The sequence below is a fragment of the Pseudomonas sp. NPDC089918 genome, from assembly GCF_050280605.1.
GTDB lineage: Bacteria > Pseudomonadota > Gammaproteobacteria > Pseudomonadales > Pseudomonadaceae > Aquipseudomonas.
In genome coordinates this window covers 1-21,241 of the sequence record NZ_JBNNVP010000040.1, presented here as the reverse complement: position 1 = coordinate 21,241, position 21,241 = coordinate 1, and the positions used below count along the sequence as shown (strand labels likewise).

The 21,241-nt window shown below is 60.1% G+C and carries 23 protein-coding genes and 2 pseudogenes; 3 read left to right on the top strand and 22 right to left on the bottom strand.

Features of this window, described 5'->3' with window-relative positions; translation table 11 throughout:
* Positions 1-128: 128 nt before the first annotated feature.
* Both ACQKPC_RS23760 and ACQKPC_RS23755 read left to right on the top strand, forming a co-directional pair.
* Entirely contained in the window at positions 129-1,703 is a 1,575-nt protein-coding gene (locus ACQKPC_RS23760) for a flagellar hook-length control protein FliK (protein WP_427626711.1), read from the top strand.
* Positions 1,700-2,029: an EscU/YscU/HrcU family type III secretion system export apparatus switch protein gene (locus ACQKPC_RS23755; RefSeq protein WP_427626710.1), complete on the top strand. Its 330-nt coding sequence runs from the start codon at positions 1,700-1,702 to the stop codon at positions 2,027-2,029. The genes ACQKPC_RS23760 and ACQKPC_RS23755 overlap by 4 nt, the downstream gene beginning before the upstream one ends.
* Positions 2,030-2,119: 90 nt before the next feature.
* Here ACQKPC_RS23755 and ACQKPC_RS23750 read toward each other — a convergent pair whose 3' ends face one another.
* The 14 genes from ACQKPC_RS23750 to flhA all read right to left on the bottom strand — a co-directional run bounded on the left by ACQKPC_RS23750 (position 2,120) and on the right by flhA (position 16,548).
* On the bottom strand, positions 2,120-2,512 hold the full coding sequence (locus ACQKPC_RS23750) for a DUF2802 domain-containing protein (protein WP_427626708.1): 393 nt from the start codon (positions 2,510-2,512) through the stop codon (positions 2,120-2,122).
* Positions 2,513-2,998 (bottom strand): chemotaxis protein CheW, encoded by a 486-nt coding sequence (locus ACQKPC_RS23745; RefSeq protein ID WP_008072653.1) that lies wholly within the window; start codon positions 2,996-2,998, stop codon positions 2,513-2,515. It lies immediately after the preceding gene.
* 88 nt (positions 2,999-3,086) lie between these two features.
* On the bottom strand, positions 3,087-3,962 hold the full coding sequence (locus ACQKPC_RS23740; protein WP_427626705.1) for a CheW domain-containing protein: 876 nt from the start codon (positions 3,960-3,962) through the stop codon (positions 3,087-3,089).
* 117 nt (positions 3,963-4,079) lie between these two features.
* Positions 4,080-4,868 carry a ParA family protein gene (locus tag ACQKPC_RS23735; protein WP_030130563.1) on the bottom strand — a complete coding sequence of 263 codons (789 nt, stop codon included), beginning with the start codon at positions 4,866-4,868 and terminating at the stop codon, positions 4,080-4,082.
* 43 nt (positions 4,869-4,911) lie between these two features.
* Complete coding sequence (motD, locus tag ACQKPC_RS23730; RefSeq protein ID WP_427626703.1) at positions 4,912-5,805, bottom strand: flagellar motor protein MotD; 894 nt, start codon at positions 5,803-5,805, stop codon at positions 4,912-4,914.
* Between the two features lie 12 nt (positions 5,806-5,817).
* On the bottom strand, positions 5,818-6,558 hold the full coding sequence (locus ACQKPC_RS23725; RefSeq protein WP_427626701.1) for a flagellar motor protein: 741 nt from the start codon (positions 6,556-6,558) through the stop codon (positions 5,818-5,820).
* Positions 6,558-7,691 carry a protein-glutamate methylesterase/protein-glutamine glutaminase gene (locus tag ACQKPC_RS23720; RefSeq protein WP_427626699.1) on the bottom strand — a complete coding sequence of 378 codons (1,134 nt, stop codon included), beginning with the start codon at positions 7,689-7,691 and terminating at the stop codon, positions 6,558-6,560. Before ACQKPC_RS23720 ends, ACQKPC_RS23725 begins: the two co-directional genes overlap by 1 nt.
* A 49-nt stretch (positions 7,692-7,740) precedes the next feature.
* The gene (locus ACQKPC_RS23715; RefSeq protein ID WP_427626697.1) at positions 7,741-9,981 is read right to left on the bottom strand and encodes a chemotaxis protein CheA; all 2,241 of its coding nucleotides are present in this window, start codon (positions 9,979-9,981) and stop codon (positions 7,741-7,743) included.
* 54 nt (positions 9,982-10,035) lie between these two features.
* Complete coding sequence (locus ACQKPC_RS23710; protein WP_008072644.1) at positions 10,036-10,824, bottom strand: protein phosphatase CheZ; 789 nt, start codon at positions 10,822-10,824, stop codon at positions 10,036-10,038.
* A gap of 30 nt (positions 10,825-10,854) precedes the next feature.
* On the bottom strand, positions 10,855-11,226 hold the full coding sequence (locus ACQKPC_RS23705) for a chemotaxis response regulator CheY (RefSeq protein ID WP_008072643.1): 372 nt from the start codon (positions 11,224-11,226) through the stop codon (positions 10,855-10,857).
* Positions 11,227-11,394: 168 nt separating this feature from the next.
* Positions 11,395-12,135: an RNA polymerase sigma factor FliA gene (gene fliA / locus ACQKPC_RS23700; protein WP_427626694.1), complete on the bottom strand. Its 741-nt coding sequence runs from the start codon at positions 12,133-12,135 to the stop codon at positions 11,395-11,397.
* Positions 12,132-12,962 carry a flagellar synthesis regulator FleN gene (gene fleN, locus ACQKPC_RS23695; RefSeq protein WP_003222917.1) on the bottom strand — a complete coding sequence of 277 codons (831 nt, stop codon included), beginning with the start codon at positions 12,960-12,962 and terminating at the stop codon, positions 12,132-12,134. Before fleN ends, fliA begins: the two co-directional genes overlap by 4 nt.
* A 116-nt stretch (positions 12,963-13,078) precedes the next feature.
* Positions 13,079-14,407 (bottom strand): flagellar biosynthesis protein FlhF, encoded by a 1,329-nt coding sequence (gene flhF, locus ACQKPC_RS23690; protein WP_427626691.1) that lies wholly within the window; start codon positions 14,405-14,407, stop codon positions 13,079-13,081.
* A gap of 11 nt (positions 14,408-14,418) precedes the next feature.
* Positions 14,419-16,548: a flagellar biosynthesis protein FlhA gene (flhA, locus tag ACQKPC_RS23685; protein WP_427626689.1), complete on the bottom strand. Its 2,130-nt coding sequence runs from the start codon at positions 16,546-16,548 to the stop codon at positions 14,419-14,421.
* Between the two features lie 60 nt (positions 16,549-16,608).
* Between flhA and ACQKPC_RS23680 the strand changes: the two genes are divergently transcribed.
* Complete coding sequence (locus ACQKPC_RS23680) at positions 16,609-16,776, top strand: hypothetical protein (protein ID WP_427626687.1); 168 nt, start codon at positions 16,609-16,611, stop codon at positions 16,774-16,776.
* 4 nt (positions 16,777-16,780) lie between these two features.
* On the opposite strand, the gene flhB is transcribed toward ACQKPC_RS23680, so the two are convergent.
* The 8 genes and pseudogenes from flhB to ACQKPC_RS23640 all read right to left on the bottom strand — a co-directional run.
* Positions 16,781-17,920 carry a flagellar biosynthesis protein FlhB gene (flhB, locus tag ACQKPC_RS23675; protein WP_063342918.1) on the bottom strand — a complete coding sequence of 380 codons (1,140 nt, stop codon included), beginning with the start codon at positions 17,918-17,920 and terminating at the stop codon, positions 16,781-16,783.
* A 3-nt stretch (positions 17,921-17,923) separates the two neighbouring features.
* Positions 17,924-18,706, bottom strand: coding sequence for a flagellar biosynthetic protein FliR (fliR, locus tag ACQKPC_RS23670; protein WP_427626685.1), 783 nt, complete (start codon positions 18,704-18,706; stop codon positions 17,924-17,926).
* 3 nt (positions 18,707-18,709) lie between these two features.
* Positions 18,710-18,979 (bottom strand): flagellar biosynthesis protein FliQ, encoded by a 270-nt coding sequence (gene fliQ / locus ACQKPC_RS23665; RefSeq protein ID WP_007948918.1) that lies wholly within the window; start codon positions 18,977-18,979, stop codon positions 18,710-18,712.
* The gene (gene fliP, locus ACQKPC_RS23660; RefSeq protein ID WP_427626682.1) at positions 18,976-19,734 is read right to left on the bottom strand and encodes a flagellar type III secretion system pore protein FliP; all 759 of its coding nucleotides are present in this window, start codon (positions 19,732-19,734) and stop codon (positions 18,976-18,978) included. The genes fliQ and fliP overlap by 4 nt, the downstream gene beginning before the upstream one ends.
* On the bottom strand, positions 19,734-20,192 hold the full coding sequence (gene fliO, locus ACQKPC_RS23655; protein ID WP_427626680.1) for a flagellar biosynthetic protein FliO: 459 nt from the start codon (positions 20,190-20,192) through the stop codon (positions 19,734-19,736). Before fliO ends, fliP begins: the two co-directional genes overlap by 1 nt.
* Positions 20,193-20,651 (bottom strand): flagellar motor switch protein FliN, encoded by a 459-nt coding sequence (fliN, locus tag ACQKPC_RS23650; RefSeq protein ID WP_008072631.1) that lies wholly within the window; start codon positions 20,649-20,651, stop codon positions 20,193-20,195.
* 66 nt (positions 20,652-20,717) lie between these two features.
* Positions 20,718-21,143 (bottom strand): annotated as a pseudogene (locus ACQKPC_RS23645) (FliM/FliN family flagellar motor switch protein); the annotation flags it as partial.
* A gap of 4 nt (positions 21,144-21,147) precedes the next feature.
* Positions 21,148-21,241, bottom strand: a pseudogene (locus tag ACQKPC_RS23640) (hypothetical protein); the annotation flags it as partial.

The following is a 21,241-nucleotide window of genomic DNA, read 5'->3' as shown; positions in this document are numbered from 1 at the left end:
ATTGGCGGCTTGTTCTAGAGAGCCAGGTCAAACAAATGCAATGTTTTCGCCACTCCCCGAAGACGGGCGGCATTATACATGCCATGCCCTACTCTAAAGAGCGCAATTTCCACAGGTTGTGACCGCATATGACAGGCGAAATGAACATCCTCCCGCTGCCGCCGACCACGCCCGCGACTTCGCGGCCGCTGGTGGTGAGTGGTGATCTACTCAAGCTGCTGACGCCGATGGAGGGCCTGATCTCCGTTGGGCAAACCGCCAAGGCTGAAGTGCTGTCGCTCAAGCAGACGGATCAGACCTTTCAACTGTTGCTCAAGGTCACCCTCGACAGCGGCCGCCAGACCACGGTCCAGGCCACCAGCGCTCAGCCGTTGCCCCAGGGCACCAGCCTGGCGATTACCCAGCCATCGGCGGGCAACCTGGCGGTCACGGTGCAACAGGCCATCGCCTCCAGCGTCGCGACGCTCACCCGCATTGACACGGCGCAACTGCCGGTCGGCACCTTGCTGCAAGGCAAAGTACTGACCTCTCAGGTCATGCCGCAGGTGCCGGGTCAGCCGACGGTGTTTCGCTCGATGGTGAGCCTGCTCAATACCGCGCTGAGTGGCAGCACGCTGAGCATCGACAGCCCGACGCCACTGCGCATCGGTACATTGCTGAGCGCCTTGGTGCAGGACACCCAGACCCTGAAATTCGTCCCGTTGAGCAGCCGTCAGGAACAGTTGGCGGTGACGCAGCAATTGGTCAGCCAGCAAAGTCGCCAGGGCTCTCTGGATGGCTTGCTTAAAGTCCTGCAAAACCTGCCGCCATCGGATCAGACCTCCAGCGACCTGCGCGCCGCCGTAGACAAATTGCTCGCCGGCCTGCCGGACGTTCAGCAATTGAGTACACCCAAAGGTCTGGCCCAGGCGTTGGCCAACAGCGGTCTGTTCCTTGAAGCGAAACTGCTGACCGGGCAAAACCCGACGCTGACGCCAGACATGAAGGGCGACCTGCTCAAGCTGATCGCGCAACTGACGCCGGGCCTGCCGGCCAATACCAATCTCAACGCGATCATCGCCGCCAATACACTGGCGCAAGCGCTGCCCAGCTTCGTGCGCAGCGCCTTGGGAATGCTTGGGCAAGTCAGCGCCAAACCGTTGCCGACCAGTTTCCCGCTCCCCGAGCGCCTGCTGCAAAGTCAGGACGGTGAAGGCGATCTGGAACATTTGCTGCGCCTGGCAGCAGCGGCTGTCTCGCGCCTGCAAAGCCATCAACTGTCGAGCCTGGAACAGACCGGCCTCACCGACGACGGTCGGCTGCTCAGCACCTGGCAACTGGAAATCCCCATGCGCAACCTGCAGGACATCGTGCCATTGCAGGTCAAATTCCAGCGCGAAGAAGCACCTGAGAAAGAACAACCGCACGAACGCCGCGACGAACACGAACCCAAGCAACAATTGTGGCGAGTCGATCTGGCGTTCGACATGGAACCGCTGGGGCCATTGCAGATTCAGGCGCAGCTGATCAAAGGCAGCCTCTCCAGTCAGTTGTGGGCCGAGCGGCCGTACACCGCGAGCCTGATCGAAAGCAATCTGGCCGGGCTGCGCGAACGCCTGCTGGCGTCAGGCCTGAACGTCGGCGATCTGGATTGCCACCTCGGCACACCGCCACAAGGCCCTCAAACCCGCCTCGAACAACGCTGGGTCGACGAAACCGCATGAACAAATCCACCGCACCGCGCCAGGCCATCGCCCTCAAATACGACGGCAGCCACGCCCCTACCCTCACGGCCAAAGGTGATGAAGAACTGGCCGAAGCCATTCTGCAGATTGCCCGTGATTACGAAGTGCCGATCTACGAAAACGCCGAGCTGGTGAGATTGCTGGCGCGGATGGAATTGGGGGAGAGTATTCCGCAGGAGTTGTACCGCACGATTGCCGAGATCATTGCGTTTGCGTGGAATTTGAAGGGTAAGTTTCCCGAGGGGCATGATCCGCATGCGCCGATGGTGGAGAAAGATGTGACTGATCGCGGGGATGACTACTGATCGTTCCCATGCTCTGCGTGGGAACGATCTCCATTGTGCACGCCCTGTAGGAGCTGTCGAGTGAAACGAGGCTGCGATCTTTTGATCTTCTCAGCTTCTGTGCAACTTGCTCATCAACTCCGCCTCAGCCTGGGTCAACCCGCAGGACTGCGTCAGCTCACTGACGCTCGCGCCCATTCCTACCAGCCGTGCCGCCTGGGCGAATGAAAGGCTCGACGGATCACGCTGCTCCAGCTGCGCCAGTTTGTCCGGCAACGGCCCGACGACGGCGCGCAGTTCGTGCAGGTCTTCACCCATGCGCACGTTGCCGTTCTGGTAGTCGTCGACGCGTTTGGCCAGGTCCTTGATGCGCTGATCGCGCAGCGCATCGCCCTCGACCTGTTGCGCGGCGATCTGCCGCTGAGCGCGGATGTACGCCAGGAACATCGCCAGCGTGCCTGCCCATAAAAGGAACAGGACAATGACAGCCACCTCAAGAATCAATCAGATACTCTCCAGTTCCGACCATTCTTCTTCGCTCATCATCTTGTCCAGCTCGACCAGGATCAGCAGTTCGTTGTTCTTGTTGCACACGCCTTGAATGAACTTGGCGGACTCTTCGTTACCGACGTTCGGCGCGGTCTCGATTTCCGACTGACGCAGGTAAACCACTTCAGCCACGCTGTCGACCATGATCCCGACCACTTGCTTGTCGGCTTCGATGATGACGATACGGGTGTTGTCGCTGATCTCGGCATTCATCAGGCCGAAGCGCTGACGGGTGTCGATCACGGTGACCACGTTACCGCGCAGGTTGATGATGCCCAGCACGTAGCTCGGAGCACCCGGGACCGGGGCGATTTCGGTGTAGCGCAGGACTTCCTGAACGCGCATCACGTTGATGCCGTAGGTTTCGTTGTCCAGCTTGAAGGTTACCCATTGCAGGATCGGATCTTCAGAACCTTTTGCATTCGTCGCTTGACTACTCATACCCTGACCCCTCGAAAAACCGCTTCTGGCGGTGTGTGTTCTGTAGGCAGCATTCAACAATGCCGTCGCATACTTGTTATGTCGGCAGCTATGTCGGTTTGTGAAGTGGCTTGCTGCCGCTCATGTGCTTTGCCCCGCCGCTGGCGATCAACTCGGCCAGGGCAGAAACGTCCAGCAGCGCACACATGTGCTCAATCACCGTGCCGGCGAGCCATGGCCGCTGACCTCGATGACTTCTCCATTTGATTTCGTTCGGGTCCAGGCGCAATGAGCGGCTGACCTGATGCACCGCCAGCCCCCACTCGTAGCCCTGAACCGAAATAACGTATTGCAGGCCCTGGCGAAAATCATCGCGGTAGCGGTCCGGCATGACCCAACGCGCGGTATCCAGCACTTTCAGGTTGCCGGCCTGGCTCGGCAGGATCCCGAGGAACCATTCCGGCTGGCCGAACAACGGCGTCAGCTCGTGACCGGCCAGGGAATAAATGGATCCCAGGCACACCAGTGGCACCGCCAGGGTCAACCCGGCGACGTCGAACAACAGGCATTCGAAGGGCTCGGCAGCCCATGCCGGACGACCGTCGGTTTCCACCGGTGGCGGCGTGTTGCTTGGCGGCAGATGAACTTCAACCAACGGCGGCACCAACGCTTGCAGCAGGGGTGCAATCGTCGACACGGGCGCCAGAATCGGTGCCGGTGCTTCGATCACGGCCACCGCTGCTTTCACCACTGGCGCAACGATGGGTGCAGCGGCCACGGCCGGTTTCTGCGCATCACGGGCCTGCTCTTCAAGCACGGCAGCCTGGAACTCATCCAGCGCGGCCTCAACCTCGATAACCTCGATAACCTCGGGCAGCGCCTCCACTTCTGGCGGCAACTCTTCGGTCGCGTCCTGCAGCAATGCGTCCAGATAGGACTGGAGGGCCAGTTGCGGACGCGAGGTGATCTTCACCGGCCGATTCATGCGCACACCATCGTAGGAGCTGCCGAAGGCTGCGATCGTTTGGCGGATTCGAAGATGTCACAAAGCGAGATCAAAAGATCGCAGCCTGCGACAGCTCCTACAGGGATTGAGTTCATCTCACGCCACCTGCGGAACAAGTTGCGCCGCCAGCAGATGCTTGAGCAGTGCGCGATAAGCGAGAACGCCACGGCTCTTGCCGTCGAATTGTGAGGGCGTCAGCCCTGCCCGGCTCGCGTCACGCAAGCGGGTGTCGATCGGAATGTAGCCTTGCCAGATTTCTTCCGGGTACTTGTCGCGCAGCACGCGAAGGGTGCCGAGGGACGCCTGGGTGCGGCGGTCGAACAGGGTCGGCACGATGCTGAACGGCAGCGCCTGTTTGCGCGAACGGTTGATCATCGCCAGGGTATTGACCATGCGTTCCAGGCCTTTGACGGCCAAGTGTTCGGTCTGCACCGGAATCACCAACTGCTGGCTGGCCGCCAAGGCATTGACCATCAGCACACCGAGCAACGGCGGGCTGTCGATCACCGCGTAATCGAAGTCCTGCCACAACTGCGCCAGGCTCTTGGCGATCACCAGGCCCAAACCACTCTGGCCCGGCGACTGGCGCTCAAGGGTTGCCAGCGCGGTGCTCGATGGCAACAGGGAAATGCGTTCGTCACTGGTGGGCATCAGCAACTGACCGGGCAAGCCTTGCGGCACACTGCCCTTGTGCAGAAACAAGTCGTAGCTGCTGTGTTCCAGGCTGTCGGGGTCGTAACCGAAATAGCTGGTCATGGAGCCGTGGGGGTCGAGATCGACCACAACCACGCGCTTGCCCGCCTCAGCCAGCAAACCGGCTAAAGCGATGGAGGAAGTGGTTTTACCGACACCACCCTTTTGATTGGCGACTGCCCAGACTCTCATTCGGATTGTTCCTCCCGGTCAAAAAGGTCGACCGAGAAATAGCTCAACGTATTAATGCGGGTGACGGAGAATTGACGGCGCTCTCTCGTCCCGGCGACTTGACCGGAGCCGGTGCAGTTTGTGTGCCAGCCCGCTTCAACGCGGCATCCGGTTGTGCATGAGCCGTTCCGGTACCCGTGAGGCTGCGGCGTACATCGAGATTTCGTGAAACCACCAACACCACCCGACGGTTGCGCGCCCGGCCTTCGGCGGTGGCGTTATTGGCCACCGGCTGGAACTCGCCATAACCCACCGACGCCAGGCGCCCCGGGTTCACACCCTGCATCGCCAGCATGCGCACGATGCTTGCCGAACGGGCCGAGGACAGTTCCCAGTTGGTCGGGTATTGCGCGGTGCGAATCGGCTGATCGTCGGTAAAGCCTTCGACGTGGATCGGGTTGTCGAACGGCCTCAGGATCGCGGCGACCTTATCGATAATGTTGAAGGCGATGTCGCTGGGCATCGCATCGCCGCTGCCGAACAACAGGCTGGAATTGAGCTCGATCTCGACCCACAACTCATTGCCGCGCACGGTCATCTGCTTGGAACTGATCAAGTCGCCGAACGCCGCGCTGATGTCATCGGCAATGCTTTTGAGCGGATCGTTGGCAGCCTGGGCGATGCCAGCGTCAATCTGTTCGCTGTCCTTGACCAGCGGCTTGGCCGGGGTCACGGTCTTCGGTCGCTCGTCACCAATCGGGATCGGCTTGAGGGCGCGATCAGAGTCGGTAAATACCCCGATCAGCGCCTCGGAAATGACCTTGTACTTGCCTTCGTTGATCGAAGAAATCGAGTACATCACCACGAAGAAAGCGAACAGCAACGTAATGAAGTCGGCGTATGAAACGAGCCAGCGTTCATGGTTTACGTGTTCTTCAGGTTGCCGACGACGAGCCATGAGGTTATTCCCTTAATCCATGAAGCCCTGAAGCTTCAACTCAATAGAGCGAGGGTTTTCACCTTCGGCGATCGACAGGATCCCTTCCAGCAACATCTCGCGATAACGCGACTGTCGCAACGCGATGGATTTGAGCTTGGCGGCAATCGGCAGCAAGATCAGGTTGGCACTGGCCACGCCATAGATGGTGGCGACAAAGGCGACGGCAATGCCGCTGCCCAGCTGCGATGGATCGGCCAGGTTGCCCATGACATGGATCAGGCCCATCACCGCACCGATGATGCCAATGGTCGGCGCGTAGCCGCCCATGCTTTCAAAAACTTTGGCGGCTTCGATGTCACGGCTTTCCTGGGTGTAGAAATCCACTTCCAGAATGCTGCGAATCGCTTCCGGCTCGGCGCCGTCCACCAGCAGTTGCAGACCTTTGCGCGAGTAGCTATCGGGCTCGGCGTCGGCCACCCCTTCCAGACCGAGCAAACCTTCCTTGCGGGCAGTCAGGCTCCAGTTCACGACGCGATCGATGCCGCCGGCCAGATCCACACGCGGTGGAAACAGAATCCAGGCGAGAATCTGCATGGCGCGCTTGAAGGCGCTCATCGGTGATTGCAGCAGCGCTGCGCCAACGGTCCCGCCGAGTACGATCAACGCTGCCGGGCCGTTGGCCAACGCGCCGAGGTGACCGCCTTCAAGGTAGTTGCCGCCAATGATGGCGACAAACGCCATGATGATCCCGATAAGGCTGAGTACATCCATCAGAGACACGCCTCGACCAGGTGACGGCCGATATCGTCCAGGCTGTACACCGCGTCCGCGAGCTCGGCTTTGACGATCGCCATGGGCATGCCGTAGATCACGCAGCTGGCTTCATCCTGAGCCCAGATCGCACTGCCGCCCTGCTTGAGCAGACGTGCGCCTTCGCGACCGTCGGCGCCCATGCCGGTGAGTACCACCGCCAGAACTTTGTCGCCGTAGGATTTGGCCGCGGAACCGAAGGTGATATCCACGCAAGGCTTGTAGTTCAGACGTTCATCGCCCGGCAGGATTTTCACCGCACCACGGCCGTCGATCATCATCTGCTTGCCACCCGGCGCCAGCAGCGCCAGGCCCGGACGCAGGATGTCGCCATCCTCGGCTTCCTTGACGCTGATGCGGCACAGCTTGTCCAGACGCTCGGCGAAGGCCTTGGTGAAGGCTGCCGGCATGTGCTGGATCAATACGATCGGTGCCGGGAAGTTGGCCGGCAACTGCGTCAGTACCCGTTGCAGGGCAACCGGGCCGCCGGTGGAGGTACCGATGGCGACCAGTTTGTAAGCTTTGCGTTTCGGCGCTGGCGACGCCGACGTCGCTGCATGGCTGCGAGCCGGAATCGGTGCCGGGGCCGGACGCGCAGGCGCACTGCTGCTGCCGTAGCTGCTGACGCTCGAAGGCGCAGGCGTCGGGGCTGGTGCGGCCACTGGAGCCGGGGCACTGTAGGCGCCGACACGACGGTTACTGCGCGAGATACTGAGAATCTTCTCGCACAGCAGTTGCTTGACCTTCTCCGGGTTACGCGAGATGTCTTCGAAATTCTTCGGCAGGAAATCCACCGCACCAGCGTCCAGCGCATCGAGGGTAACCCGCGCGCCTTCGTGAGTCAGCGAGGAGAACATCAACACCGGGGTCGGGCAGCGCTGCATGATGTGCCGCACTGCGGTGATGCCATCCATCATCGGCATCTCGTAGTCCATGGTGATCACGTCTGGCTTGAGCGCCAGCGCCTGATCGATCGCCTCTTTGCCGTTGGTCGCCGTACCGACGACCTGGATATTGGAATCCGCTGAAAGAATTTCCGAGACGCGGCGGCGGAAAAACCCCGAATCGTCCACCACCAGGACTTTGACTGCCATAAACACTCCGTTAGACGGGGCGAGGCTCAGTCGCCCCGCTCCCGCAGAATCAAATACGCCGTGCGGCGTAACGCTTGAGCATGCTCGGAACATCGAGAATCAGCGCAATGCGGCCGTCACCGGTAATGGTGGCGCCGGACATGCCCGGGGTTCCCTGGAGCATTTTGCCCAATGGCTTGATGACCACTTCTTCCTGGCCCACCAGTTGATCGACGACGAAGCCGATCCGCTGAGTGCCCACCGAAAGGATCACCACATGGCCTTCGCGCTGCTCTTCGTGAGCGGCGGAGCTGACCAGCCAGCGCTTGAGGTAGAACAGCGGCAGCGCCTTGTCCCGCACGATCACCACTTCCTGGCCGTCCACCACGTTGGTGCGCGACAGGTCGAGGTGGAAGATCTCGTTGACGTTCACCAGCGGGAACGCGAACGCCTGGTTGCCGAGCATGACCATCAGCGTCGGCATGATCGCCAGGGTCAACGGGACCTTGATGACGATCTTCGAGCCCTTGCCCTTGGTCGAGTAGATATTGATGGTGCCGTTGAGCTGGGCGATCTTGGTTTTCACCACGTCCATGCCCACGCCGCGCCCGGAGACGTCGGAAATCTCGGTCTTGGTCGAGAACCCCGGCGCGAAGATCAGGTTGAAGCAATCGGTCTCGCTGAGACGGTCCGCCGCATCCTTGTCCATCAGGCCTTTCTTCACGGCGATACCGCGCAGGACATCGGCGTCCATGCCTTTACCATCATCGGAGATGGACAGCAGGATGTGGTCACCTTCCTGTTCCGCGGACAGAATCACCTTGCCGCTGCGAGGCTTGCCCATCGCTTCGCGCTCAGCCGGCTCTTCGATACCGTGGTCGACCGAGTTGCGCACCAAGTGGACCAGCGGGTCGGCCAGGGCTTCGACGAGGTTCTTGTCGAGGTCGGTTTCTTCGCCGACCAGCTCCAGGTTGATCTCTTTCTTGAGCTGGCGAGCCAGGTCGCGAACCAGACGCGGGAAGCGCCCGAAGACTTTCTTGATCGGCTGCATCCGGGTCTTCATGACCGCGGTTTGCAGGTCGGCCGTGACCACGTCGAGGTTCGACACGGCCTTGGACATGGCTTCGTCGCCACTGTTGAGGCCCAAGCGGACCAGGCGGTTACGCACCAGTACCAGCTCGCCGACCATGTTCATGATCTCGTCGAGACGCGCGGTATCGACCCGCACGGTGGTCTCGGCTTCGCTGGCCGGTTTTTCCGGTGGCGGTGCGGCCGGGGCACGAGCAGGTGCCGGTGCAGCAGCGGCGGCCGGTTTCGGCGCTTCGGCTTTTGGCTCGGGCGCTTTGGCCACAGGTTTCGCAACCGGTGCTGGCGCCTTGGCGACAGGAGCAGAAACCACTGCGCCAGTGCCAACCTCGGTAAACTTGCCTTTGCCATGCAATTCGTCGAGCAGTGATTCGAACTCGTGATCGGAGATCAGATCGTCGCCGGCCGCTTTAGCGGTTGGCGCAGCCGGCGCCGGAGCCGAAGCAATCGCCGACTCCAATGCATCGACCGCAAAGTTGCCTTTGCCGTGCAACTGATCGAGCAGTGCTTCGAACTCGTCGTCGGTAATATCGGAGCTGTCGCCTGGCGCTTTCGGGGCCGCCGGTGCGGTGGGCGCCGCAACCACTGCATCGGGGGCGAACTGGCCTTTGCCGTGCAATTGATCGAGCAACGACTCGAACTCGGCATCGGTGATTTCGTCGCTGGCCGAGGCATCGCTGGTCGGCACTGGCGCAGCCGCTGGAGCCTCGGCTTGAGCCTTGACGGCATTCAGCGAGTCCAGCAGTTGTTCGAATTCGTTATCCGTGATGTCGCCCGATTCTTCAGCGGCAGGTTCTTCCACCACCTCGGCGACCGGTGCCGACTCATCGGCGGTTTGCGGCTCGGCCAGACGGGCCAACGCGGCAAGCAACTCAGGCGTGGCAGCCGTGATCGGGCTGCGTTCGCGGACTTCGCTGAACATGCCGTTCACCGCGTCCAGTGCCTCGAGAACCACGTCCATCAGTTCCGAGTCGACGCGTCGTTCACCCTTGCGCAGGATGTCGAACACGTTCTCGGCGATGTGACAGCACTCCACCAGCTCGTTGAGCTGGAGGAAGCCGGCGCCCCCTTTTACAGTGTGAAAACCGCGAAAAATTGCATTGAGCAAATCCGCATCATCCGGTCGGCTTTCAAGCTCGACCAGCTGTTCGGACAGTTGCTCTAGAATCTCGCCGGCCTCAACCAGGAAATCCTGAAGGATCTCTTCATCGGCGCCGAAGCTCATTAAGGGGGGTGCTCCTGAGGTCTAAAAACCTAAAAAACCTAAAATGCTAAAACTCTAGAATCCTAGGCTGGATAACAAATCGTCCACATCGTCCTGACCGGACACAACGTCTTCTCTTTTATCGGCATGAATCTGCGGACCTTCACCCTGAGAGAGATGTTTTTGCGGATCTTTTTCAGCCAGCATCGCTTCACGGTCATGTTCGATGCCCGCAAAGCGGTCGACCTGACTGGCCATGAGCACGAGCTTGAGCAGGTTGCTTTCAACTTCGGTGACCAACTGGGTCACGCGCTTGATCACCTGACCGGTGAGGTCCTGATAATCCTGGGCCAGCAGAATGTCGTTGAGGTTGCTCGACACGACGCGGTTGTCTTCACTGCTGCGGGTCAGGAAACCATCGACCCGCCGGGCCAGCTCGCGGAACTCTTCGGCCCCGACTTCGCGACGCATGAACCGTCCCCAATCCGTGCTCAGCGCCTGAGCTTCGTCGCTCAGGCTGTTGATCAGCGGCGTGGCGTTTTCCACCAGGTCCATGGTGCGGTTGGCCGCGGCCTCGGTCAGCTTGACCACATAACCCAGGCGCTCGGTGGCATCCGTGATCTGAGACACTTCCTCGGCTTGCGGCATGTGCGGGTCAATCTGGAAATTGACGATCGCGCTATGCAGCTCGCGGGTGAGCTTGCCCACTTCCTGATACAGGCCGCGGTCACGGGTCTGGTTGAGCTCATGGATCAGTTGCACAGCGTCGCCGAACCTGCCTTTTTCAAGGCTTTCGACCAGTTCGACCGCGTGTTTTTTCAGGGTCGACTCAAAATCGCCCTGTGAAGATTCGTTATGCTCCATAGCTCCCCCGTGACGGACTGGCTTTGCACATCAACCGATGCGTTCGAAGATCTTTTCAATCTTGTCTTTCAACGCTTGAGCCGTGAATGGCTTGACCACATAGCCGTTCACGCCCGCCTGAGCGGCTTCGATGATTTGCTCGCGCTTGGCTTCGGCCGTGACCATCAACACCGGCAGGTGTTTGAGTTTTTCATCGGCACGCACGTGGCGCAGCAGATCAATACCGGTCATGCCGGGCATGTTCCAGTCCGTTACCAGAAAGTCGATGCTCCCGCTGTTGAGGACCGGAATCGCGGTAATACCGTCATCCGCCTCGACCGTGTTGGTGAACCCAAGGTCACGCAACAGGTTTTTTATGATCCGCCGCATCGTTGAGAAGTCATCAACGATGAGGATTTTCATATTCTTGTCCAATTCGACCTCCAAGCAGTCTTAAAACGCGCGCAGCACCTGAACGCGCCGTTCAATCAATTCGGCGTAACACTCAACAGTTGTATGGATTACAACGGGCCGTGGCCGATGCAGCAAAATGCCGTACCCACCTCGTTCGCAGTGTCCCCACACTGCCTGTCAGCGCGCTCGCCACTCCCCCAAACGCCCCCGCAAACGGGCCGCGCACTGGCTGTGTAACTGGCTGACCCGCGATTCGCTGACCCCCAGGACCTCACCGATTTCCTTGAGATTCAACTCTTCGTCGTAGTACAGCGCCAACACCAGTCGCTCACGCTCCGGCAAATTGGCAATCGCGTCCGCCAGCGCTGCCTGGAAGCGTTCATCTTCCAGATCGCGCGACGGCTCGAGATGAGCACTGGCGCCATCCTCGAGCAGCCCTTCGTGTTCGCCGTCCTGCAACAGATCGTCGAAACTGAATAACCGGCTACCGAGGGTGTCGTTCAAAATCCCGTAATAATCGTCAAGACTCAATTGGAGTTCGGCCGCAACTTCGTGATCTTTAGCGTCACGGCCGGTTTTAGCTTCAATCGAGCGAATTGCGTCGCTGACCATGCGGGTATTGCGGTGAACCGAACGTGGCGCCCAGTCCCCCTTGCGCACTTCATCGAGCATCGCGCCGCGGATTCGAATGCCCGCGTACGTCTCGAAGCTCGCGCCTTTGCTGGCGTCGTATTTGGTTGATACTTCAAGCAGGCCGATCATCCCGGCCTGGATCAGGTCTTCGACCTGGACACTGGCCGGCAAACGCGCCAGCAAGTGATAGGCAATGCGTTTGACCAGTGGCGCGTAACGCTCGATCAGCTCGTACTGCGCGTCACGTGCCGACTTCTTGTAGAGGTTGTAACCACTGGCTGTCATAGGACGGGTCCTGCGGTCTGTTGCACGAGGCGCTCGACGAAAAACTCCAGGTGCCCGCGCGGGTTGGCCGGCAGTGGCCAGGTATCGACCTTCTGCGCAATGGCCTTGAACGCCAGGGCGCACTTGGAACGCGGGAAGGCTTCGTAGACAGCACGCTGCTTCTGCACGGCCTTGCGCACGCTTTCGTCGTAAGGCACGGCACCGACGTATTGTAAGGCGACGTCGAGGAAACGATCCGTGACCTTGGTCAACTTGGCGAACAGATTGCGGCCTTCCTGCGGGCTCTGCGCCATGTTGGCCAGGACGCGGAAGCGGTTCATGCCGTAGTCGCGATTCAGCAATTTGATCAGCGCGTAGGCGTCGGTAATCGAGGTCGGCTCATCGCACACCACCAGCAGCACTTCCTGGGCTGCGCGAACGAAACTGACTACCGAGTCACCAATACCCGCAGCGGTGTCGATCACCAATACGTCGAGGTTGTCGCCGATGTCGCTGAAGGCCTGGATCAGGCCGGCATGCTGGGCCGGGCTCAAATGAACCATGCTCTGGGTGCCGGACGCCGCCGGGACGATGCGGATGCCGCCGGGCCCTTGCAACAGTACGTCGCGCAGCTCACAGCGGCCTTCGATCACGTCGGCCAAGGTGCGTTTGGGTGTCAGTCCCAGCAGGACGTCGACGTTCGCCAGTCCCAGATCGGCATCCAGCAGCATGACGCGCCGGCCGAGCTCAGCTAGAGCCAGGGACAAGTTCACTGACACGTTAGTCTTCCCGACGCCACCTTTGCCGCCGGTCACCGCGATCACCTGTACGGGATGCATGCTGCCCATGTTATTTCTTTACCTTGTCTTACTTAGACGGAGGCCACATTACTGGCTGCGCGTTCATCAACGGAACAATGCATGGCAGACCATCGATGTAGGTACAAAAACTGTTCATTAGTACCTCAGCCAACCTGCTTGGTCGGACTGTGGTAAATATCAGCGAACATGTCAGCCATGGCTTCTTCGCTGGGTTCTTCCTGCATTTGCACGCTAACGGCGCGGCTGACCAACTGATGACGACGCGGCAGATGCAAATCATCCGGAATCCGCGGACCATCGGTCAGGTAAGCCACCGGCAACTCATGGCTGATAGCCAGGCTCAACACCTCGCCCAGACTTGCCGTTTCATCCAGTTTAGTCAGGATGCAGCCGGCGAGGCCGCAACGTTTGTAACTGTGATAAGCGGCAGTTAGAACCTGTTTCTGGCTGGTGGTTGCCAAGACCAGATAATTTTTTGATTTGATGCCACGTCCAGCCAGGCTTTCGAGCTGCATGCGCAATGCCGGGTCGCTGGCCTGAAGGCCGGCGGTATCGATCAGCACCACGCGTTTGCGCAGCAAAGGTTCCAGCGCCTGCACCAGCGATTGACCCGGGTCGACATGGGTGACCGACACGTTGAGGATGCGGCCCAGGGTCTTGAGCTGTTCCTGAGCGCCGATGCGATAGCTGTCCATGCTCACCAGCGCGATGTTTTGCGCGCCGTACTTGAGCACATAACGCGCTGCGAGCTTGGCCAGCGTGGTGGTCTTGCCCATGCCTGCCGGGCCAACCATGGCAATCACACCACCCTCTTCCAGTGGCTCGACTTCCGGCGTGGCGATCATCCGCGCCAGGTGCGCGAGCAACATGCGCCAGGCCTGACGGGGTTCTTCAATATCGGTAATCAGTGCCAGCAAATCGCGCGACAACGGGCCGGACAGACCGATGCGTTGCAGGCGACGCCAGAGGTTAGCCTGGGCCGGACGGCTGCCTTGCAGCTGATTCCAGGCCAGCGAGCCAAGTTGCACTTCCATCAGTTCACGCAAGCTGTTGAGCTCGAAACGCATCGAATCGAAGGCTCGCGGGTCAACTCCACCGGAGGCTGGTGCGGGGGCTGGTGCAGCACGACGAGGTTCAGCGTAAGTCGGTTCGATCAGTGGCTCGGCGGCGGTCAGCGGCAGGCCGGCGAACAATTGGCGATTGGTGCTGTTGTCGCTCTCGCCATCGCCACGCAGGCTCAGCTCGGCCTGGGCGGTGACGATCCGCGACTGGGTCTTGCGCAGTTCGTCCTCGAGCTCCATGTTCGGAACACGCGGGGCCAGCGCCGACAATTTGTAATCCAGGGCAGCCGTCAGCTCGACACCGCCGGCAATCCGGCGATTGCCAATGATGGCGGCATCAGCGCCCAGCTCATCACGAACCAGTTTCATGGCCTGACGCATATCGGCGGCGAAAAAACGCTTAACTTGCATAAACCACTACCTCAGCCGTTGGGCCCTACTGTCGCAACGATGGTCACTTGCTTGTTGTCAGGGATTTCCTGGTAAGCCAACACATGCAAACCCGGGACTGCCAGTCGGCCGAATCGCGAGAGCATCGCGCGAACCGGACCGGCCACCAGCAGAATCACCGGTTGACCTTGCATTTCCTGACGCTGCGCCGCTTCGATCAACGAACGTTGCAGTTTCTCTGCCATGCTTGGCTCCAGCAGAACGCCCTCTTCCGAGCCTTGTCCTGCCTTCTGAAGACTATTGAGCAATATTTGTTCCAACCTTGGCTCCAAGGTGATCACAGGCAGCTCCGACTCAGTGCCTACAATGCTTTGGACGATTGCGCGGGATACGCCGACGCGCACCGCGGCCACCAAAGCGGCAGTATCTTGACTCTTGGCGGCGTTATTCGCGATGGCTTCGGCGATGCTGCGAATGTCCCGTACCGGCACCTGTTCGGCCAGCAATGCCTGCAAGACCTTGAGCAACTGCGACAGCGAAACCACCCCCGGCACCAGCTCCTCAGCCAGTTTCGGTGAGCTTTTGGCCAGCAATTGCATGAGTTGCTGGACTTCTTCGTGGCCGATCAGCTCGCTGGAGTGCTTGTACAAAATCTGGTTCAAGTGGGTTGCCACGACTGTACTGGCATCGACCACGGTGTAGCCGAGGGATTGCGCCTGGGCACGCTGGCTGATTTCGATCCAGACCGCCTCCAGACCAAAAGCCGGATCTTTGGCGGTAATGCCGTTGAGCGTGCCGTAGACCTGCCCCGGGTTGATCGCCAGTTCGCGGTCCGGGTAAATCTCGGCCTCGGCCAGGATCACGCCCATCAGGGTCAGGCGGTAGGCGCTTGGCGCCAGGTCGAGGTTGTCGCGGATATGCACAGTCGGCATCAGAAAGCCCAGGTCCTGGGACAGCTTTTTACGCACACCCTTGATCCGTGCCAGCAACTGACCACCCTGGTTGCGATCCACCAGCGGGATCAGGCGGTAGCCGACTTCCAGGCCGATCATGTCGATCGGGGTCACGTCATCCCAGCCAAGCTCCTTGGTTTCCTGGGCGCGGGCCGGCGATGGCAACAGTTCCTGCTGACGCTTGACCTCTTGCAGGGCCTGAACCTTGACCGTGTTCTGCTTCTTCCAGAACAGGTAAGCGCCGCCGGCCGCCAGGGCCGCCATGCTCAAAAAGGAGAAGTGCGGCATGCCCGGCACCAGGCCCATCACCGCCATCAAGCCAGCGGCCACTGCCAAGGCTTTCGGCGAGGCGAACATCTGACGATTGATCTGCTTGCCCATGTCTTCCGAGCCGGAAGCCCGGGTCACCATGATCGCGGCGGCAGTCGACAACAGCAGTGATGGCAATTGCGCCACCAAACCGTCACCGATGGTCAACAAGGCATACACCCGACCGGCATCGCCAAAGGTCATGCCGTGCTGGAAGATACCGACCGCCATGCCGCCGATCAGGTTGATGAACAGAATCAGCAGGCCGGCGATGGCGTCACCGCGCACGAACTTGCTGGCACCGTCCATCGAACCGTAGAACTCGGCTTCCTGGGCCACTTCCATCCGGCGCAGTTTCGCCTGGTTCTGATCGATCAGGCCGGCGTTCAAGTCGGCGTCGATGGCCATTTGTTTGCCCGGCATTGCGTCGAGGGTGAAACGCGCGCTCACCTCGGAAATCCGCCCGGCACCCTTGGTCACTACGACGAAGTTGATGATCATCAAAATCGCGAAGACCACGATACCAACCACGTAGTTACCGCCGATCACCACCTCACCGAAGGCCTGGATCACCTTACCGGCGGCGGCATGGCCATCTTGACCGTGGAGCATTACCACCCGTGTCGAGGCCACGTTCAGCGCCAGTCGCAACAACGTCGCCACCAGCAGAATGGTCGGGAACACGGCAAAATCCAGCGGCCGCAAGGCGTACACGCAGACCAGCAATACGACGATGGACAAGGCAATGTTGAACGTGAAAAACACGTCCAGCAGGAACGGCGGCACCGGCAACATCATCATGGCCAGCATGACCAGCAGCAACAGCGGCACGCCCAGATTGCCCCGACTGAGGTCGGCAACGTTTGTGCGTGCAGTGTTGATTAACTGAGTGCGATCCACCGGTTTTCCCCGTTCCTTTAAAGCAAACTTTTGACGCCTGAAGCAGGCGCAGGGCGGCTATTGCAAGAAGCCTTCCAACTTTTGCCGGGGTTTGGAATAGAGGTGTTTTCAAGTGCGGAAGATCAAAAGATCGCAGCCTTCGGCAGCGCCTACGGATTAGGTTCACACCGCAACATCGCGGGTAAATCACGATCCGTGCAGGAGCTGCCGAAGGCTGCGATCTTTTGATCTGTCAGGAATCGCGGCGCAAATCCGGTGGAATCGGCAAATCATCCTGGAGCGGATCCGGACGCTTGCCCTTGCCGGCGCGGTACTGGCGAATCTGGTAGACGTAGGCCAGTACTTGGGCGACCGCCAGATAAAGCCCGCCGGGGATTTCCTGCTCCAGCTCGGTGGAGTAGTAGATCGAACGCGCCAGCGCCGGCGATTCGAGTAGCAGCACATTGTTGGCCACGGCGATTTCGCGGATTTTCAAGGCAAGGAAATCGCTACCCTTGGCCAACAGCACCGGCGCATTGCCTTTGTCCGGGTCGTACTTGAGCGCCACGGCATAGTGAGTCGGGTTGGTGATGACCACGTCGGCCTCGGGAATGGCCGCCATCATCCGCCGCTGCGACATCTCGCGTTGCAACTGGCGAATGCGCTGCTTGACCTCTGGTTTACCTTCCTGATCCTTGTGCTCGTCACGCACTTCCTGCTTGGTCATCTGCAGCTTCTTGTGGCTTTCCCAGAGCTGCACCGGCACGTCGACCACCGCGATGATGATCAGCCCGCAAGCCATCCACAAGGTACTCCAGCCGACCACCTGCAAGCTGTGAATGATCGCCATGTCCAATGGCTCGTGGGCGATGCGCAACAGATCATCGATGTCCGACGACAGGACCGCCAACGCCACGAACAAGACGATGAAAAACTTCGCCAGAGCCTTGAGCAGCTCAACCAAAGCCTTGGCCGAGAACATCCGTTTCAGGCCCGCGCCGGGGTTCATGCGACTGAACTTGGGCGCCATGGAGCCGGCCGCGAACAGCCAGCCACCGAGAGAGATCGGGCCGATCAACGCAGCCAACAGCAAAGTGATCATCACCGGCTGAATCGCCAACAGGGCAATCTGTCCCGAGTGCAGCAAGAAGGTACCCATGTTGCGCTGATCCAGAATCACTTCCCGCGAGAGCGTGAAGTTCATCCGCATCAGTTCCATCATATCCTGCGCCAATGCACCACCGAAAATCAGCAGCGCACCGGCGCCGGCGAGCATGACCGCCAAGGTATTGAGCTCCTTGGAGCGCGCAATTTCGCCCTTCTCACGGGAGTCCTTTTTACGTTTCTCCGTGGGGTCTTCTGTTTTGTCCTGACCGCTTTCGCTCTCAGCCATGACTCAGCGCGCCCGTGCCAGTTCGCGTAACAACTGCAAAGCCTCGGAGGCCAGCGGTTGATACTGATTGAGAATGTCTGCCAGACCGACCCAGACAATGAACAGCCCGAGCACCAGCGTCAGCGGGAAGCCGATCGAGAAGATGTTCAACTGCGGCGCCGCACGGGTCATCACGCCAAACGCAATGTTGACCACCAGCAACGCCGTGATCGCAGGCAGCACCAGTAACAGCGCCGCACCCAGTACCCAGCCGAGTTTGCCGGCCAATTCCCAGAAATGATGGACCATCAAGCCGCCGCCGACCGGCAGCGTGGTGAAGCTTTCGGTGAGCACTTCGAACACCACCAGATGGCCGTTCATTGACAGGAACAGCAGGGTCACCAGCATGGTGAAAAACTGCCCGATCACCGCCACCGACACACCGTTCGTAGGGTCGACCATCGAGGCGAAGCCCATGCCCATCTGGATCGCAACAATTTGCCCGGCAACCACGAAAGCCTGGAAGAACAGCTGCAAGGAGAATCCCAGTACCGCACCGATGATGATCTGTTCGGCAATCAGCAGCAGCGCACTCAAGTCCAGCGCATTGACGGCGGGCATGGGCGGCAGCCCCGGCGCAATGACCACGGTGATCGCCAGCGCGAAGTACAAACGCACGCGCGTGGGCACCAGCGTCGTGCCGAAAATCGGCATGACCATCAGCAGCGAACCGATGCGAAACAACGGCAACATGAACGTTGCCACCCAGGTGCTGATCTGGGTATCGGTCAACTGCAGCAGCGACATGGTTTAGCCGATGACCTGAGGAATACTGCCGTACAGCTGCAGGATGTATTCCATGAAAGTCTGCACCAGCCACGGACCGGCAACGATCAGCGTCACCAGCATCACCAGCAGGCGCGGCAGGAAGCTCAGGGTCTGTTCGTTGATCTGGGTGGCCGCCTGGAACATCGCCACCAACAGCCCCACCAACAAGCTCGGGATCACCAGCACGGCGACCATCATGGTGGTCAGCCACAACGCTTCGCGAAAGATGTCTACGGCAACTTCCGGCGTCATGGTGAAACGCCGCCGAAGCTGCTGGCCAACGTGCCAATGATCAACGCCCACCCATCCACCAGCACGAACAGCATGATCTTGAACGGCAGGGAAATGATCAGTGGCGAGAGCATCATCATACCCATGGCCATCAGCACACTGGCCACGACCAGGTCGATGATCAGGAACGGGATGAAGATCATGAAGCCGATCTGGAACGCGGTTTTAAGCTCCGAGGTGACAAACGCCGGAACCAGAATCGTCAGCGGCGCCTGATCAGGCGAAACGATGTCGGTGCGTTTGGAAAGGCGCATGAACAACTCCAGATCGCTACTGCGAGTCTGGGCCAGCATGAAGTCCTTGATCGGCACCTGGGCCTTGGCCACGGCATCCTGAGCGGTGAGTTTCTCCGCCAGATACGGCTGCAAGGCATCCTGATTCACGCGATCGAACACCGGCGCCATGATGAACATGGTGAGGAACAACGCCATGCCGGTGAGGATCTGGTTCGACGGAGTCTGCTGCAAGCCCAGGGCCTGACGCAGGATCGAGAACACGATGATGATCCGGGTGAAACTGGTCATCAGCATGACGAACGCCGGGATGAAGCTCAGCGCAGTCATGATCAGCAGAATTTGCAGGCTGACCGAATATTCCTGAGCGCCTTCGGCGTTAGTGCCCAAGGTGATTGCCGGGATCGACAACGGATCGGCGGCGAACGCCAGCGGCGCGGCCAGCATCAGGGCCAGCGTCAAGACGATGCGTAACGCACCCATTACTTCTTATCCTTCTGATCCTTGCCGAGCATCTTCAGCAGATGCTGGGCAAATTCCGGCGTGGCTTTCTCGGCATTTTCCGGCACCTGCACCGGTTCCTTGAGTACATGCAACGCGGTAATGGTGCCAGGGCTCAGGCCGAGCAGGATTTGTTCGTTGCCGACCTGCACCAGCATCAAACGGTCACGAGGACCTAGCGCGCGGGAACCGATCAGCTCGATCACCTGCCCCTTGCCGGCCGGTCCGGCCTGTTGGACCCGGCGCAGCAACCAGGCGAGGAAGAAGATCAACCCCAGCACCAGCAGCAAGCCGAACACCAGTTGCGTCAATTGTCCGGCCACACCGCTGCTGACAGCCGGTGCAGCGGCCGCTGTCGCAGTCGCAACCGGTTCGGCAGCCAGAACACTGAACGGCAAGGCCAGCGCTAACCCCAGCACAAAACCCAGAACCTTTTTCACTCAGCGCAGCTTCTTGATGCGTTCGCTTGGGCTGATCACGTCGGTCAGGCGGATGCCGAACTTTTCGTTGACCACCACCACTTCACCGTGGGCGATGAGCGTGCCATTAACCAACACGTCGAGCGGCTCGCCGGCCAGACGGTCAAGCTCGATCACCGAACCCTGGTTGAGTTGCAGCAGGTTGCGGATGTTGATATCGGTGCTGCCGACTTCCATGGAAATCGACACCGGAATATCGAGGATCACGTCCAGGTTCGGACCGTCCAGCGTCACCGGATCGTTGTTCCTCGGCACGCTGCCAAACTCTTCCATCGGCAGACGGTTGGACGGCGAACCGGCGGCGTCGGCGGCCAGCAAGGCATCGATATCGTCCTGCCCGGCGTCACCGGTTTCTTCCAGGGCCGCTGCCCATTCATCAGCCAGTGCCTGGTCGTCCTGGGCGTTCATATCGTCGTTCATCATTTGTCCTCGGCGGGCACCTGCTCAATCAAGAGCAGTCAATTAAAGGGGGGGGTGGAGCGCCGGTCAGCGGCGCTCGATCGGCTCGATCACTTGCAACGCGAGGTTGCCCTTGTGCGAGCCCATCTTGACCTTGAAGGCCGGTACGCCGTTGGCGCGCATGATCATTTCTTCCGGCATCTCGACCGGGATCACATCCCCCGGCTGCATGTGCAGGATGTCGCGCAGGCGCAGCTGGCGGCGGGCAACGGTGGCACCGATGGGTACATCGACGTCCAGCACGTCCTGGCGCAAGGCGTTGATCCAGCGCTCGTCCTGATCGTCGAGGTCCGACTGGAAGCCGGCGTCGAGCATTTCGCGCACCGGCTCGATCATTGAGTACGGCATGGTCACGTGCAGGTCGCCGCCACCACCATCGAGCTCGATATGGAACGTCGACACCACAACGGCTTCGCTCGGGCCGACGATGTTGGCCATGGCCGGGTTCACTTCCCCCAACCCACTTGGCCGCTTCTTCCAGCAACAGGTCGATGGTCAGGCGCTCGACGCCCGGCATCGACGCCACCGCTTCGCGACGGTTTTCACCGTCC

Bases quoted from the DNA above. Each gene is read 5' to 3' on its own strand.
- ACQKPC_RS23705 (WP_008072643.1), bottom strand. From the start codon at position 11,226: ATGAAAATCCTCATCGTTGATGACTTCTCAACGATGCGGCGGATCATA.
- fleN (WP_003222917.1), bottom strand. From the start codon at position 12,962: ATGGGCAGCATGCATCCCGTACAGGTGATCGCGGTGACCGGCGGCAAA.
- motD (WP_427626703.1), bottom strand. From the start codon at position 5,805: ATGGCTCGTCGTCGGCAACCTGAAGAACACGTAAACCATGAACGCTGG.
- fliN (WP_008072631.1), bottom strand. From the start codon at position 20,651: ATGAACGACGATATGAACGCCCAGGACGACCAGGCACTGGCTGATGAA.
- flhF (WP_427626691.1), bottom strand. From the start codon at position 14,407: ATGCAAGTTAAGCGTTTTTTCGCCGCCGATATGCGTCAGGCCATGAAA.
- fliR (WP_427626685.1), bottom strand. From the start codon at position 18,706: ATGTCGCTGCTGCAGTTGACCGATACCCAGATCAGCACCTGGGTGGCA.
- ACQKPC_RS23760 (WP_427626711.1), top strand. From the start codon at position 129: ATGACAGGCGAAATGAACATCCTCCCGCTGCCGCCGACCACGCCCGCG.
- ACQKPC_RS23740 (WP_427626705.1), bottom strand. From the start codon at position 3,962: ATGAATCGGCCGGTGAAGATCACCTCGCGTCCGCAACTGGCCCTCCAG.
- ACQKPC_RS23720 (WP_427626699.1), bottom strand. From the start codon at position 7,691: ATGGCAGTCAAAGTCCTGGTGGTGGACGATTCGGGGTTTTTCCGCCGC.
- fliP (WP_427626682.1), bottom strand. From the start codon at position 19,734: ATGGGTGCGTTACGCATCGTCTTGACGCTGGCCCTGATGCTGGCCGCG.
- flhB (WP_063342918.1), bottom strand. From the start codon at position 17,920: ATGGCTGAGAGCGAAAGCGGTCAGGACAAAACAGAAGACCCCACGGAG.
- ACQKPC_RS23735 (WP_030130563.1), bottom strand. From the start codon at position 4,868: ATGAGAGTCTGGGCAGTCGCCAATCAAAAGGGTGGTGTCGGTAAAACC.
- ACQKPC_RS23725 (WP_427626701.1), bottom strand. From the start codon at position 6,558: ATGGATGTACTCAGCCTTATCGGGATCATCATGGCGTTTGTCGCCATC.
- fliA (WP_427626694.1), bottom strand. From the start codon at position 12,135: ATGACAGCCAGTGGTTACAACCTCTACAAGAAGTCGGCACGTGACGCG.
- ACQKPC_RS23715 (WP_427626697.1), bottom strand. From the start codon at position 9,981: ATGAGCTTCGGCGCCGATGAAGAGATCCTTCAGGATTTCCTGGTTGAG.
- ACQKPC_RS23745 (WP_008072653.1), bottom strand. From the start codon at position 2,998: ATGAGTAGTCAAGCGACGAATGCAAAAGGTTCTGAAGATCCGATCCTG.
- ACQKPC_RS23755 (WP_427626710.1), top strand. From the start codon at position 1,700: ATGAACAAATCCACCGCACCGCGCCAGGCCATCGCCCTCAAATACGAC.
- fliQ (WP_007948918.1), bottom strand. From the start codon at position 18,979: ATGACGCCGGAAGTTGCCGTAGACATCTTTCGCGAAGCGTTGTGGCTG.
- ACQKPC_RS23710 (WP_008072644.1), bottom strand. From the start codon at position 10,824: ATGGAGCATAACGAATCTTCACAGGGCGATTTTGAGTCGACCCTGAAA.